The 13,930-nt window shown below is 59.3% G+C and carries 14 protein-coding genes; 11 read left to right on the top strand and 3 right to left on the bottom strand.

Annotation, left to right across the window (positions count from 1 at the left end):
* Window positions 1-71: 71 nt before the first annotated feature.
* From AC3Y64_RS11855 to AC3Y64_RS11890, 8 genes are all read left to right on the top strand, one after another.
* Window positions 72-1,394: an MFS transporter gene (locus AC3Y64_RS11855; RefSeq protein WP_489987584.1), complete on the top strand. Its 1,323-nt coding sequence runs from the start codon at window positions 72-74 to the stop codon at window positions 1,392-1,394.
* 159 nt (window positions 1,395-1,553) lie between these two features.
* On the top strand, window positions 1,554-2,546 hold the full coding sequence (gene araD1, locus AC3Y64_RS11860; protein WP_489987585.1) for an AraD1 family protein: 993 nt from the start codon (window positions 1,554-1,556) through the stop codon (window positions 2,544-2,546).
* A 9-nt stretch (window positions 2,547-2,555) separates the two neighbouring features.
* Window positions 2,556-4,136 carry an aldehyde dehydrogenase (NADP(+)) gene (locus AC3Y64_RS11865; protein WP_489987586.1) on the top strand — a complete coding sequence of 527 codons (1,581 nt, stop codon included), beginning with the start codon at window positions 2,556-2,558 and terminating at the stop codon, window positions 4,134-4,136.
* A 168-nt stretch (window positions 4,137-4,304) separates the two neighbouring features.
* On the top strand, window positions 4,305-4,616 hold the full coding sequence (locus tag AC3Y64_RS11870) for a DUF5629 family protein (RefSeq protein WP_489987587.1): 312 nt from the start codon (window positions 4,305-4,307) through the stop codon (window positions 4,614-4,616).
* Window positions 4,603-5,778 (top strand): lactonase family protein, encoded by a 1,176-nt coding sequence (locus tag AC3Y64_RS11875; RefSeq protein ID WP_489987588.1) that lies wholly within the window; start codon window positions 4,603-4,605, stop codon window positions 5,776-5,778. The genes AC3Y64_RS11870 and AC3Y64_RS11875 overlap by 14 nt, the downstream gene beginning before the upstream one ends.
* 156 nt (window positions 5,779-5,934) lie before the next feature.
* Window positions 5,935-6,114, top strand: coding sequence for a hypothetical protein (locus tag AC3Y64_RS11880; RefSeq protein WP_122594286.1), 180 nt, complete (start codon window positions 5,935-5,937; stop codon window positions 6,112-6,114).
* A 323-nt stretch (window positions 6,115-6,437) separates the two neighbouring features.
* A complete protein-coding gene (locus tag AC3Y64_RS11885; RefSeq protein ID WP_158956051.1) occupies window positions 6,438-6,650 on the top strand; it encodes a hypothetical protein in 213 nt (70 codons plus the stop codon).
* A complete protein-coding gene (locus AC3Y64_RS11890) occupies window positions 6,647-6,904 on the top strand; it encodes a hypothetical protein (protein ID WP_016984393.1) in 258 nt (85 codons plus the stop codon). Before AC3Y64_RS11885 ends, AC3Y64_RS11890 begins: the two co-directional genes overlap by 4 nt.
* Window positions 6,905-7,061: 157 nt before the next feature.
* Here the strand turns inward: AC3Y64_RS11890 and AC3Y64_RS11895 are convergent, their stop codons facing one another.
* Genes AC3Y64_RS11895 through AC3Y64_RS11905 form a run of 3 tightly spaced genes read right to left on the bottom strand, consistent with a single transcriptional unit; the run spans window position 7,062 to window position 12,525 of the window.
* Complete coding sequence (locus AC3Y64_RS11895; RefSeq protein WP_489987589.1) at window positions 7,062-7,646, bottom strand: glutathione S-transferase; 585 nt, start codon at window positions 7,644-7,646, stop codon at window positions 7,062-7,064.
* The gene (locus AC3Y64_RS11900) at window positions 7,643-11,284 is read right to left on the bottom strand and encodes an AAA family ATPase (RefSeq protein WP_489987590.1); all 3,642 of its coding nucleotides are present in this window, start codon (window positions 11,282-11,284) and stop codon (window positions 7,643-7,645) included. The genes AC3Y64_RS11895 and AC3Y64_RS11900 overlap by 4 nt, the downstream gene beginning before the upstream one ends.
* Window positions 11,281-12,525 carry an exonuclease SbcCD subunit D C-terminal domain-containing protein gene (locus AC3Y64_RS11905; protein WP_489987591.1) on the bottom strand — a complete coding sequence of 415 codons (1,245 nt, stop codon included), beginning with the start codon at window positions 12,523-12,525 and terminating at the stop codon, window positions 11,281-11,283. Before AC3Y64_RS11905 ends, AC3Y64_RS11900 begins: the two co-directional genes overlap by 4 nt.
* Window positions 12,526-12,760: 235 nt before the next feature.
* Between AC3Y64_RS11905 and AC3Y64_RS11910 the strand changes: the two genes are divergently transcribed.
* The 3 genes from AC3Y64_RS11910 (at window position 12,761) to AC3Y64_RS11920 (ending at window position 13,911) form a co-directional block, all read left to right on the top strand.
* Entirely contained in the window at window positions 12,761-13,129 is a 369-nt protein-coding gene (locus tag AC3Y64_RS11910) for a hypothetical protein (RefSeq protein WP_489987592.1), read from the top strand.
* 55 nt (window positions 13,130-13,184) lie between these two features.
* Complete coding sequence (locus tag AC3Y64_RS11915) at window positions 13,185-13,457, top strand: DUF8617 domain-containing protein (RefSeq protein WP_489987593.1); 273 nt, start codon at window positions 13,185-13,187, stop codon at window positions 13,455-13,457.
* Window positions 13,458-13,518: 61 nt separating this feature from the next.
* Entirely contained in the window at window positions 13,519-13,911 is a 393-nt protein-coding gene (locus AC3Y64_RS11920) for a hypothetical protein (RefSeq protein ID WP_489987594.1), read from the top strand.
* Window positions 13,912-13,930 lie beyond the last annotated feature (19 nt).

The raw sequence follows: 13,930 nt of genomic DNA on the forward strand, positions 1-13,930 counted from the left end.
ATGGCCCTGGCGGTTTTCCGTGAGAGGCGTCCCCCGAGGTTCTATAAAAACAACAATCGGAGACCGATCTCATGAGCCAGGAACTGCGGCTGATACGGCGCATTACGTTGAAACTGATTCCCTTCCTGATCCTGCTGTACCTGATCGCCTATGTGGATCGCTCCGCCGTCGGCTTCGCCAAGCTGCACATGGGCGCCGACATCGGCATCGGCGATGCGGCTTACGGCCTCGGCGCCGGGCTGTTCTTCATCGGTTACTTCCTTCTCGAAATCCCCAGCAACCTGATGCTCGAACGCTTCGGCGCACGGCGCTGGTTCGCGCGAATCATGATCACCTGGGGCGCCATCACCATCGGCATGGCCTTCGTCCAGGGCCCGCACAGTTTCTACGTGATGCGCTTTCTGCTCGGCGCGGCCGAGGCGGGGTTCTTCCCCGGCGTTCTCTACTACATCACCCAATGGTTCCCGGTGCGCCATCGCGGCAAGATCCTCGGCCTGTTCATCCTCTCGCAACCGATTGCGATGATGATCACCGGCCCGGTGTCCGGCGGTTTGCTTGGCATGGACGGCGTTCTCGGTCTGCACGGCTGGCAGTGGCTGTTCATCGTCATCGGTACGCCGGCGATCCTGCTGACCTGGCCGGTGCTGCGCTGGTTGCCGGATGGCCCACAACAAGTGAAATGGATGGATCAGGCAGAAAAAGACTGGCTGACCGGCGAGCTGAAAAAAGATCTGCAGGAATACGGCCAGACCCGTCACGGCAATCCGCTGCACGCGCTGAAAGACAAACGCGTGTTGCTGCTGGCGCTGTTTTACCTGCCGGTGACGCTGAGCATTTATGGCTTGGGCCTGTGGTTGCCAACGCTGATCAAACAGTTTGGCGGCAGTGATCTGGTCACCGGTTTCGTCTCGTCGGTGCCGTACATCTTCGGCATCATCGGCTTGCTCATCATCCCGCGCAGTTCTGACCGCTTGAATGATCGCTACGGGCACCTCGCCGTTCTCTACGTGCTGGGCGCGATTGGCCTGTTCATGAGTGCCTGGCTGTCGATGCCGGTGGCGCAACTGGCGGCGTTGTGTCTGGTGGCGTTCGCGCTGTTTTCCTGCACGGCGGTGTTCTGGACGCTGCCGGGGCGGTTCTTTGCCGGCGCGAGCGCGGCGGCGGGGATTGCGCTGATCAACTCGGTGGGCAATCTCGGCGGGTACATCGGGCCGTTTGTGATCGGGGCGTTGAAGGAATACACCGGCAATCTGGCTTCAGGTCTGTACTTCCTTTCCGGGGTGATGGTGTTCGGCTTGATTCTGACGGGTGTGGTTTATCGCGTGCTGGAACGCAAACACGTTCTGCCGGCAGACCAGTTCGCCGCCAGTGCCAGAGGCGCAACCCGCACCTGAAACCCAACCACCAATCACCACTAAACCTGTGGGAGCTGGCTTGCCAGCGATGACGGCGGCACATCCAACATGGGTGTGTCAGACAGATTGCCATCGCTGGCAAGCCAGCTCCCACAGGGTTTTGCAGTGTTTCGAAGTTTTGTAGACAGGAGAGGACATATGCATCTGGTTCAATTCGAATTAAGCAACCGCGAGCGCCGTGTCGGCGTCGTCGACAACGGTCTGGTGCGCGAAGTGCAGGACGCCCGCAGCGTGCGCGATCTGGCGTTGGCCGCCATCGAGGCCGGGGTCACCCTCGAGCAGCAAGTGCAAACCCTCGGCCTCGGCATCAGCCACGACTACGCCGAACTGCTGGCGCAACTGCGCATCCTGCCGCCCCTCGATCACCCGGACCCGGCGCACATGCTGATCAGCGGCACCGGCCTGACCCATCTGGGCAGTGCCTCGGCGCGGGACAAAATGCACCAGCAGGCCGGTGATGAAGCGACGATGACCGACACCATGCGCATTTTCAAATGGGGCGTGGAGGGCGGTAAACCGGCTGCGGGGCAGGCCGGTGTGCAACCAGAATGGTTCTACAAAGGCGACGGCAGCATCGTCGTTCGTCCAGGCCAACCCTTCCCGGTGCCACCGTTTGCCGAAGACGCCGGTGAAGAGCCTGAGATGGCCGGCCTGTATATCATCGGCAACGACGGCAAGCCTTATCGCCTGGGCTTTGCGGTCGGCAACGAATTCTCCGACCACGTCATGGAACGCAAGAATTACCTGTACCTCGCGCACTCGAAATTGCGCAGTTGCAGTTACGGCCCGGAACTTCGCACCGGTGAATTGCCTCAACATCTGGCAGGCAGCAGTCGCATCCTGCGTGACGGTGAAGTGCTCTGGCAGAACGAGTTTCTCAGCGGCGAGGCGAATATGTGCCACAGCCTCGCCAACCTCGAATACCACCACTTCAAGTACAGCCAGTTCCTCCGTCCCGGCGATGTACACATTCACTTCTTCGGCACCGCAACCCTGTCGTTCGCCGATGGCATCCGCACCCAACCGGGTGACGTGTTTGAAATCAGCCAGGCCGAATTCGGCGCGCCGCTGGTCAATGGCATCGTTCCGGTTCCAGCGGCATTTGAACCGGACAGCATCGGCACCCTTTAAGGAGATCCCATGACTCAGATTCTCGGTCACAACTACATCGGCGGTCAGCGCAGCGCCGCTGGCAACGTCAAACTGCAATCCGTCGACGCCACAACGGGCGAACAGTTGCCCCACGATTTCATCCAGGCCACGGCGGAAGAGGTCGACGCTGCCGCCAAAGCCGCCGCTGCTGCGTACCCGGCCTATCGCAGCCTCAGCGCCGAACGTCGCGCACAGTTTCTCGACGCGATTGCCGATGAACTCGATGCTCTCGGTGATGATTTCGTTGCCGTGGTCTGCCGCGAAACCGCGCTGCCGGCCGGACGGATTCAAGGCGAGCGCGGGCGTACCAGCGGGCAAATGCGCCTGTTCGCCAAAGTCCTGCGCCGTGGCGATTTTTACGGGGCGCGGATCGATCAAGCGCTGCCGGATCGTCAGCCATTGCCACGCCCGGATCTGCGCCAATACCGCATCGGCCTCGGCCCTGTCGCAGTGTTCGGCGCGAGCAACTTTCCATTGGCGTTTTCCACCGCTGGCGGCGATACCGCCTCGGCGCTGGCCGCCGGTTGCCCGGTGGTGTTCAAGGCTCACAGCGGTCACATGGCCACGGCTGAACTGGTTGCCGATGCACTGATCCGCGCCGCAGAAAAAACCGCCATGCCTGCCGGTGTGTTCAACATGATCTACGGTGGTGGCGTCGGTGAATGGCTGGTCAAGCATCCGGCGATTCAAGCGGTCGGCTTCACTGGTTCGCTCAAGGGTGGTCGCGCACTGTGCGACATGGCCGCAGCGCGCCCGCAACCAATCCCGGTGTTCGCCGAGATGTCGAGCATCAACCCGGTGATCGTTCTGCCACAGGCACTCGCCGAACGTGCAGAAACCATCGCCCGCGATTTGACCGCTTCGGTGGTGCAAGGCTGTGGTCAGTTCTGCACCAATCCGGGCCTGGTGATCGGCATTCGTTCGCCAGAGTTCAGCGCGTTCGTGCAGCAGGTTGCGGGTTTGATCGGTGATCAACCGGCACAAACCATGCTCAATGCCGGCACCCTCGGCAGCTACGGCAAAGGCTTGCAGAAGCTGCTGGCGCATTCCGGTATCGAGCATCTGGCCGGTAATCCGCAGCAGGGCAATCAAGCGCAGCCGCAGTTGTTCAAGGCTGATGCCAGTCTGTTGATCAATGGCGATGAAGTGCTGCAGGAAGAAGTCTTCGGCCCGACCACGGTAATCGTCGAAGTGGCGGACAAGGCGCAACTCAGTGCTGCGTTGCAGGGGCTGCACGGCCAACTGACGGCGACGATCATCGGCGAGCTGGCGGACTTCGAACAGTTCGCTGAACTCACTCCACTGCTGGAACAGAAGGTCGGGCGGATTCTGCTCAACGGCTATCCGACCGGTGTCGAGGTGTGCGATTCGATGGTCCATGGTGGCCCGTATCCAGCGACGTCCGATGCTCGTGGCACTTCGGTAGGCACGCTGGCCATCGACCGCTTCCTGCGTCCGGTGTGCTTCCAGAACTACCCGGACAGCTTGTTGCCCGAGCCGCTGAAAAACGCCAACCCGCTGCGCATCCAGCGCCTGGTCGACGGCAAACCCTCCCGCGACACCCTGTAAGCCACACCCAATCCCTTGTGGGAGCTAGCCCTGCTAGCGATGGCGGTCATTCAGTCGACATATCAGTCGCCTGGCACGCCGCCATCGCTAGCAGGGCCAGCTCCCACAAGGGTTCTGCGTCGTCAATGAGCTATCATTGCCGGTTTCCCCCTGAAAGACTTTACTGCCATGACTGCCCAAACCCTTCTCTACGCCCTCGAACACTGCGGTATGGTCGAAATCGACGGCCTGCATGCCTTCGAATTCGCCCTCGATGAAGACGACAACCTGCACATCGAATGCATCGACGGTCGCGCGGCCAAGCATTGGGAATTCACCCCGGCGCAGGTTGCAGCGGCGACGTTTGACGAAGACCTGCAGAGCTGGCTGGTGACTGGTTTTGCCAGCGACACCAAGACCACCGGCGAACACCGCCTGGTCTGCCTCGGCGATGTAGTCAGCAGCAGCGATGATGAGGATGACACTGATGAAAATGCGTAAATTCTGGCCGCTGCTGATGGCCGGCAGCGTCGGCGCCATGGGCCTGTCCACGGCGTCCGCAGAAAGCTTCCAGTTGCTGGTCGGTTCCTACACCGCTGGCACCAGCCAAGGCATCTATCGAATGAATTTCGACAGTGCCACCGGCCAGATCAACGCCAAACCGCTGCAAGTGGTGAAGAGCGAAAACCCGTCCTGGCTGACCCTGTCCAAAGACCAGCATCGCCTGTTTGTGGTCAACGAAAACGGCCCGGGCCAGAAAGACCCGGTCGGTCGCGTCAGCAGCTATTCGATCGATCCGAAAACCCACGCTCTGAGCCTGATCAATCAAGTGCAGAGCCTTGGCAACGAGCCAACGCATTCGAGCCTCAGCGCTGATGCCAGCCACCTGTTCGTCAGCAACTATTCAGTCGTGGAAGATCCGGGTGGAACCCTGGCGGTGTTGCCGGTCGGCGCTGACGGCAAACTCAAACCCGTTGTGCAGATGAGCGCGCACCCGGCGAGCCGGGTCAATCCTGAGCGCCAGGCTTCGAACCACGTGCACTCGACGGTCTCTTCGCCGGACGGTCGCTACGTGTTCTCCAATGACCTGGGCGCGGACAAGGTGTTCATCTACCAATTCGACCCGAAAGCCAATCCTGAGCTGCCGCTGACCCCGGCGAAAACCGCCTCGGTGGCCTTGCCGGCCGGCAGTGGCCCGCGTCATCTGTTGTTCAGTGCTGACGGCAAACATGCCTGGCTGACCATGGAAATGAGCGCGCAGGTTGCGGTGTTCGATTACCACGATGGCGTGCTGACCCAGACGCAACTGGTCGATCTGGCCGCCGGTCAGCCGACCTCGGACAAGGCCGGTGCGGCATTGCACACGTCTGCCGATGGCAAATTCCTTTACGTCAGCAACCGTGGCACCGCCAATCAACTGGTGGTGTTCAGCATCGACCCGGCGACCGCGCAGCTCAAAGAGCTGCAAAAGCGTTCGGTTGAGGGTGATCACCCGCGTGAGTTCAGCCTCGATCCAAGTGGCAAATTCCTGCTGATCGCCAACCAGAAGAGCAACCAGATTGTCGTCGTCGAGCGCGACGCCAAGACTGGTCTGCTCGGCAAAACCGTGCAAAAACTGCCGATGGACGCGCCGAGCGACCTGAAGTTTCTGGTGCGACAATAAGCCACAGGCCCCGGTTTGCGGGGCCTGTCTCTTTGTATCAATTGCACTGATAACCGGTAATGCTACAAAGCATTTCAAGCGATCTACCCTCGAGCGTTAAGTTTGCTTCACGGCCCAACCGGGCAAGCAAGCCAACCGAACACGAGGGTTACCGCCATGAACTTCAATCTCTTCTCCGTCATCGCCGCTTCCGCCATCTCCGCCACCGTTGTGCTGCCAGCCAGCGCCAACGTTGAAATCGCCAGCAAAAAATCCCACACCCAGAGCTACACCCAGAAATACCTGCAACAAAGCGCCAACTTCTACGCCGCCCTGGATCATAAAGCCCAACACTGAAATGCCCATTGCGCACAACTCCCTGTAGGAGCTGCCGAAGGCTGCGATCTTTCGATCTTGTTTTTTAAAAGCAAAATCAAAAGATCGCAGCCTTCGGCAGCTCCTACGTTTTTGCGCACGTTGATCGTTCCCACGCAGAGCATGGGAACGATCAAAGATCAAAAGATCGCAGCCTTCGGCAGCATCATAGGTTTTCCCGAACACGCAGATAGACTGGCTAAATAATCAACGAAGCTGATGTTCACTATGGCAAACCCTGAGTGGTTACCCCGGCTTTTTTGATCGATCCTGTGGTCATCGAAACATGCCCACGGGAGAACACCATGGCCAGCGCAATCATCACTTCAGCCAAACGCGGCGCCTACCTGGCCATCGGTCTTTACCTGGCCGTGGTGCTGTTTGTCAGCATCGCCGCACAAATGGAACACAGCTTCGACGCACCGATTGACGTCGCCCATCCTGGTATCCAGTTCGAAGTCCGCTCGCACAGCGTGATGGTCGACCGGGCCGAACTCGCGGGAGTCGGCGGCGCATGAAAGGCTACAGACTCTGGGTGATTGCCGGTTTGGCGTTCTTCACCAACGGCGCTTCATTGTTGGGTATCGGCCAAGGCTCGGTTGGCGCATTGGCGCGGGCCATAGAGGCCAACCACAACATCGCGCACAACATTGAACGGGCGAATACGTTGGGGCTGATGGCTGGCAATCCACCGGTCAAAGTCTCGGCGGATTTTCTCGGTCCGTTCGAAGTGGATTGCATGGCCCTCGGGATGTGCAACGCGCTGGCTTAGACGACGCGATTGATCGTTCCCACGCTCCGCGTGGGAATGCAGCCCTGGACGCTCCGCGTCCGATTGGAACGCAGAGCGTCCCTTGAGGCATTCCCACGCAGAGCGTGGGAACGATCAAAGATCAAAAGATCGCAGCCTTCGGCAGCTCCTACATGAGTTACTTCTTCATAATTGAAGTGAAAAGGTCTGATTCGAGGAAACGCTCCAGCCAGGCCTGTAAGCGAACATAAGGTGTCTGCGCAAACCACTCGCGATCAACATGGGCAAACTGCCGAACGAAGGGCAGCAGGGCGATATCGGCCAGGCAAGGATGGTCGGCTAACAGGTAATCGCGATCGTTGAGCAACGCTTCCAGTTTCTGCAAATACACCGCGCCTTCAGCCCGATAAACCTCCATCGGCTGCTCGGGATAACGCTCGGCATACTTATAGCGATTCAACTGCATCTTGAATTCCTGATCATTGGCTTCGATCAGCTCGGCAATCCGTGAATCGCCCCCCAGCAACCAATCATCCGGATCATTCTGCGCCAACGCCCAACGCATGATCTCCAGGCTCTCATCGATCACCCGTCCACCGGCATCCAGCACCGGCACCGTGCCTTTTGGCGAGATCGCCAGCATCTCCGCCGGTTTGGCTTTGAGGCTGACTTCAACGATCTCTACCGGCACGCCCGAATAGCGCAGCGCCATCCGCGCGCGCATGGCGTATGGGCAGCGGCGGAAGGAGTACAGCGTGTTCATTTCACCTCCAGTGTGCTCAAGCCATTGCCCTGACGCTGCACCTGAATCTGCACCGGGATCCGCTCGTGCATTTCCTGCACGTGGGAAATCACCGCGACTTTGCGACCCTGCGCCTGCAAGCCATCCAGCGCATCCATCGCCAATTGCAGCGACTCCGGATCGAGGCTGCCAAAGCCTTCGTCGATAAACAGCGATTCGATTTTCAGCGTACTCGACGCCATCGACGCCAGGCCCAATGCCAAGGCCAGCGACACGAGGAACGTTTCGCCGCCGGACAGCGAATGCACCGAGCGCAGTTCATCGCCCATTTCGGTGTCCATCACCAGCAAACCGAGCATGCTGCCACCGCGTTTCAGGCGGTAGCGTTTGACCAGTTGGCGCAATTGCACGTTGGCGTGGTGCACCAGCAAGTCGAGGTTGTAGGCCTGGGCGATCTTGCGGAAGGTGTCGCCAGTCGCGGAACCGATCAGCGTACTCAGCCGCGCCCAGCGCTGATATTCGGCGTAAGCATCGGCAATCTGCTGGGCCAGCGCCTGATTGGCGTTCTGCCGGCGCTGATCCTCGACTTGCTCGGCGCGCAGTTCGGCGCATTGCTGTTCGCTGACGTTGGACTGCTGTTGCAGATCGGTCAGGGCTGTGGCGAGTTGTTCGGCGTCGAGATTGCCGTTGCTGTGCGCCTGATGGTCGACCAATAACCGGTCACGTTCCTGCAACAAGACCGTGGCTTGTTCGATGGCTTTTTCATTCTGCTGCAAGCGCTGGCGCAGTTCGCCGAGTTGCGTGTCATCGACCCGCAGCAAGTCTTCGAGGCCTCCGTCATCCAGCTCGGGGTGACGCGCGCGCCAGTCGGCAATCTTCGCCGCCAGATCCTGTTCTTCGCCTTCCAGCGCCTGCAAACGTTGCTGCTGCGCCTTGAGTTCAGCGGCGATCTGCACACGTTGCGTGCGCACGCTTTGCAGTTCCTGCGCCGTGCCGGTTTCGGCGTTGCGCGCCTGTTCCACCTGCTGCTCAAGCTGCTGTTGCCAGTGCTCGGCGCTGCTGTGTTCGCCAAGCAACTGCGCGAGTTTCCGCTGGCAAAGTTGCTGTTGCTCGGCCAACGCGGCGAACTGCTGCTGCGCCGTCTGCGCTTGCTGCACGCGGGTCTGCTGACGATCCTGTTCCTTTTCCAGGGTCTGCTGGCGTTGTTGTTGCTCGCTCAACTCTTCCTTTCGTTGATCCACTTGCGCCAAGCGCTCGGCGATCTGCCGGTCGAGCTGCATGAAGGTTGCCGCCGGTTCCTCGCGCAAAGCTTCAAGGGTGTCGGCCGGGAGCAGGGTAGCGAACGCCGTCAGTTCTTCGTCGAGGCGCTGGCGGTCGCTGCTCAATTCGCGTTGCTGATTGCTCAGCTGTTGCGCGGCTTGCTGATGCGCATTTTCCGCCTGACGCAATTGCTGAGTCAGGCGCGCAGCATCCTGTTGCAAGGTCAGCAGGGCGCTCTGACGTTGTTCGTCCTGAGCGATGCTCTGGTTCAGCTGCTCGTTCTGGCGGTTGAGCCAGGCGTCGCGCTTTTCGGCATCCTGATTCAGCAACTGTGCAGACAATGGATGCGCGTCAATGCTCGGCGCGAGGGCTTGTTGCTGGGTTGCCAGTTGTTCCTGTTGTTGCAGCAGTTCTTTCTGCTGCGCAATCACGGCACCCACGTCGGCACGTAACTCGCTGAGCTTTTCCTTGAGCTGATCGACCACTTGCTGGGCGTTGGCCTGTTCGCTTTCGTCGTGGCGACCGAGGCTTTGCAGCAGTGCTTCCGGCTGGTGATAGGGATGTTCGTTGCTGCCGCACACCGGGCACGGCTGATCGTCCTGCAACTGCGCACGCAGCTCCTCGACACTGGCACTGCGCGCCAGACGCTGACGCTCGAGCAGTTCGCGGGTGACGTTAAGGGTTTGTTCGGCGATGGTCAGTTCGGCTTTCGATTTAACGCCGTCCTGGGTCAGCCGTTCACGTTCCTGCTGGGCGCTGAGTTGGCGTTGTTGAAGCTCGGCGCCACGCTTGTCGAGATCCTGTTGGCTGGCCCACAGACGCGACAAATCTTCAAAAGCGCGCAGTTGCTTGCGGTTGTCCTGCAACAGCGTGCCGAGGATGCCGATCTGTTCAGCGACGGCATCCGGTTCGGCGCCGGCCTCTTTGAACAGCACTTCCAGTTGTTGCTTCTGCTGGGTCAGTTCTTCGGCGCTGCTGGCGGCGTTCTGTTCAAGGGAGGCCAATTCGGCCTGGCCCTTGTTCAAGCGATTGCCGATCAGCATCAGCTGTTGCAGGCGATCGCGGTAGGCATTCCAGGCATCGCTCAACGGCGCCAGATGAGCACTTTGCTCAAGCTCGGCGGCAATGCGCTGCAGACGCTCAGCCACTTGGTTTTGCTTTTCCTGCAAGGTTTGAATGGCACTCTGGCCGTCGCTGCTGGCCTGTTGCGCGTTGGCTTTGGCGTCAGCGCAAACGGCGACTTCCTTAGCCAGACGGGCGAGGGTGCTTTGCTCTTCAAAGGCCTGACGCAATAACGGCGCATTTTCCGACTGACGCTGCTGCGCGTCGCTCAGTGCGACTTTCGCCGCGTCGAGATTCTGCTCGAGTTGGGTCTGACGTTCCGTCAGTTCGCCATGCTGCCGGGTGTGTTCGGCAATTTGTGCTGCCAACGGCGTCAGCAGCGCATCGAGTTCGGTTCTACGCGCGAATTGATGCCGTTGCGGACCGAGCTGCTCCAGTCGCGTCAGTTTCAGCCGCTCGCCGGCCAGACTTTCCGATTGCTGCCGCGCACTGTGCAATTGCTCGGTGGCGGCCTGTTGGGCGTCCTGCAACACACGCAAATCCTTGAGCCAGCCGTGCTGCTGCTCCAGCTGTTTGAGCTGCGCCTGCTGCAATTTCAACTGTTGCTGCGCGGCGTTGAAGCGCTCATTCAGTTCGGCGCGAGCCTCGGGCGGCAACGGGGTGACGCCGGTGGCTTGATCTTGCAACAGCTTGTGCGCTTCGCGGGCCTCTTTGGTTTTGTCGAAGGCGCGACGGCCGAGGCGGGTGTACAGGGCGGTGTCGGTGAGCTTTTCCAGCAGTTCGCTGCGGTCGTTGTCGTCGGCTTTGAGGAACGCGCTGAACTCGCTCTGCGCCAGCAGCACGGCGCGGGTGAACTGTTCGAAGTTGAGGCCGAGCGCGGCTTCGAGCTGAGTTTTGTACTCGCCTTTCTGACTGGCGAGCAGTTGATCCTGATCGATGTCGCGCAGGCTCTGACGGCTGGCCTGCAACTTGCCGCCAGCCTTCTCGCGGGCGCGATTTGCTTCCCAGCGCGCCCGATAACGACGGCCATCAACGCCGACAAAATCCACCTCGGCATAACCTTCGCCGGTGCCGCGCCGCAGCAGAGTGCGCGGATCACCCGTGGCGATTTCGCCGTCGGCATCGGGGACTTTGGCGTCGCGGCCCGTGTTGTTCAGACGCGGTACGGCGCCGAACAGCGCCAGACATAAAGCATCGAGCAGGGTACTTTTGCCGGCGCCGGTCGGGCCGGTAATCGCGAACAAACCGGCGCTGGCCAGCGGTTCAGCAGTGAAATCGATTTCGAACGGGCCGGCCAGCGAGGCGAGGTTTTTCAACCGAATGGCGAGAATCTTCATGGCTGCTCGCCCTCCAGTTGCACGTCTTGCAGCAGTTCGGCGAAGTCCTTCAGCGTCTGCTCATCGACCTCGTTGCCGTAGTTGTCGAGCCAGGCGCGGCTGAACAATTCCTGCGGAGTGAGTTGATCCAGTTCGATCAGCGCAGTGCCGTCATCGCTGCCGTCAGCGCCACGGTTGCCGGCGTATTCGGCGGCGATGCGCACCAGTCGCACGGCTTTGCCTTGCAGGGCGTTTTCCACTTGGTGGCGCAGATCCGGTTGCGGCTCGTCGAGGGTTACGCGCACTTCGAGCCACGGCTGGCGTTGGGTTTCGGCGAGCAGGTCGATGTTCGGCAGGTCTGCCAGTTGCAGCAGGATCTCGGCCAGCGGTGCCGGGCCGATGCGTTGGAGCTGGACCGATCTCGGAATGTGTTTCGACTCGACGCTGATCAGGGTTTCACCCTCAAGCAGGACGTCGAGAATCTGATGTTCATATTTGATCTCGGAGAACGACAACGGAATCGGCGAACCGCTGTAGCGAATGCGCTCCTCACCATTGACCTTCTGCGGCTTGTGCAAATGGCCGAGGGCGACGTAGCTGATGCTCGGCCCGAACAGACTGGCTGGCAGGGCCTCGGCGTTGCCGATGATCAGGCTGCGCTCGGAGTCTTCCGAGACGGAGCCACCGGCCATGTGCGCGTGACTGATGGCGATCAGCGCCTGACCGGGTTTGCGCTTGGCGTTGGCCGCTTCGATCAGCCATTCATGCACTTGGCCGATACCGCGCAGATAGTTGTCGCCCAGATGCGCGCCAGTCACCTCCGCCGGACGCAGAAACGGCAGCGCCAGGCACCATGCGGCGACTTCGCCTTGGGCATTTGGCAGCGGCAGCAGCAGACGCTCGGCATCGAGTTGGCCGTCATCCAGCCACAACACCCGACCCAGCGCGTGCGTACGCAAACGGCGCATCAACGGCGCGGGCAACTCGATCCGCGAGCCGGAATCGTGGTTGCCGGCAATCATCACGATGGTCAGCAACGGCTGCTGCTCGTGAGCGCTGACGATGAAGTCGTAGAGACGTTCCTGCGCTTTGACCGGCGGATTGACCGTGTCGAAGATGTCACCGGCAATCAGCAGCACGTCCGGCTGCGCCAGTTGCAATTGGCGCAGCAGCCATTCGAGGAAGCACGCATGCTCGAAATCGCGCTCCTGGCCGTGCAGGTTTTGCCCAAGGTGCCAGTCGGAGGTGTGAAACAGACGCAAGGCGGACTCCGCAACAATTAAAGAGGTGATGGCCGCGAGGAAATGATGGGCGGCGAAAGAGGGGAGAGTTTACAGATTATTGCGCGGGTGGGGCTTGTCCGGGAGCAGGACGCGCGCGATCACGTCGATTTCTAAAATTGACGCCCTGACGTCCGCTGCCTACCATTGCGCCACTATATTGATATCGTTTTCGCTGCTTGCGAATTACCGCTGGTTGACCCGGAGTAGAACGGAAATGCGCGTTGAAAGCTTGTTCAATCAGGCCAGAGGCATGGTTAAAGGGCTTTATTCTCTGGCAATGGATGACTGGGGATTTCGTGCGGAGCAAGCGTTTGCCTATGCCCAGGACGAACTGGAGCGCCTGATGCGCAAAGACGCACATGGCCCCAATGCAATCCTGCAGACTGCGATTTATATGGAAGGCCACCGACGAGGCCTGCAGTTATCGAAAGACAGTCCCTACGCGGTTGATATGTTGGCTATTTTGATCGATACGTACGGGCAGTGCAGTGTTGAGAGTCTGGTTAAAGCCGGGGCCGATGACGAAGAACTGAAAGCCATTCAGTCGGACATGGACACCGTGCGCAATGTGTTTCTTTCTTAAGAGCCACGGTGAGTCAAAAGACAGCGCTTGAACAGAAAAGGAAGCTTCAGTAGCCATGCCAAAGTTTGCTTGTGTATGCGGTCACGTCATTAACCTGTCGCGAGGGACGTCCGAGTTTGAAATGTCTCTGGTGGCTGAACAGAAGATAGATGAAATTGGCTATGCGCTAGCAAATCGCTGGCTGTCTGAAGAAGAATTCTACGAAACGATAGACCAAGGGGCTGTTACGGTTTATCGATGCCAGCCGTGCGGGCGGATGCATGTGGATCAAGGGGGTGGAATGTTTACTTCTTATATAAAGGAAGTAAACGAGTCGTCTGAGGCTTGATATGACGACACAGAGCGCGTTGGATAACGCTGTGCGACGTTCTTTTGATTGGGGAGTAGAAATGAATGTTGGCGGTCGTGTTGACTTGCAAGGTTGGCTTGTAATTATAAATCATAGTTTGTTCCTCGTTCCGGAGAACTACTCCGAAAACTATGAGGAGGGTGATCGCTATGAGATTTCAAGGCCAGAGATAATATTTGCTATTGCGGAGTTAATACTTCCACTCGGTGGAGGGAAGAGCTTTATATTTCACAGGTCGAATTTGTCGGGAGTCGTGGTAGGCGACTCTCCGACCAAAATAGATCCCGTGTCTCTGTCTGTTGAGGAGAGAGGGCGTGGATATATTTGCATAGACGTTGCAACTGCTTCTATAGATAGATACAGAGAGCGATATGAGGCTTTTTGTGAAAAGGGGTATTCGGTTAATTCAAATGACTGGTTGGATTATTTATAAGAATGTAATCGTCTGTCCT

It is taken from the genome of Pseudomonas sp. 4CAES_32.4, assembly GCF_058136335.1.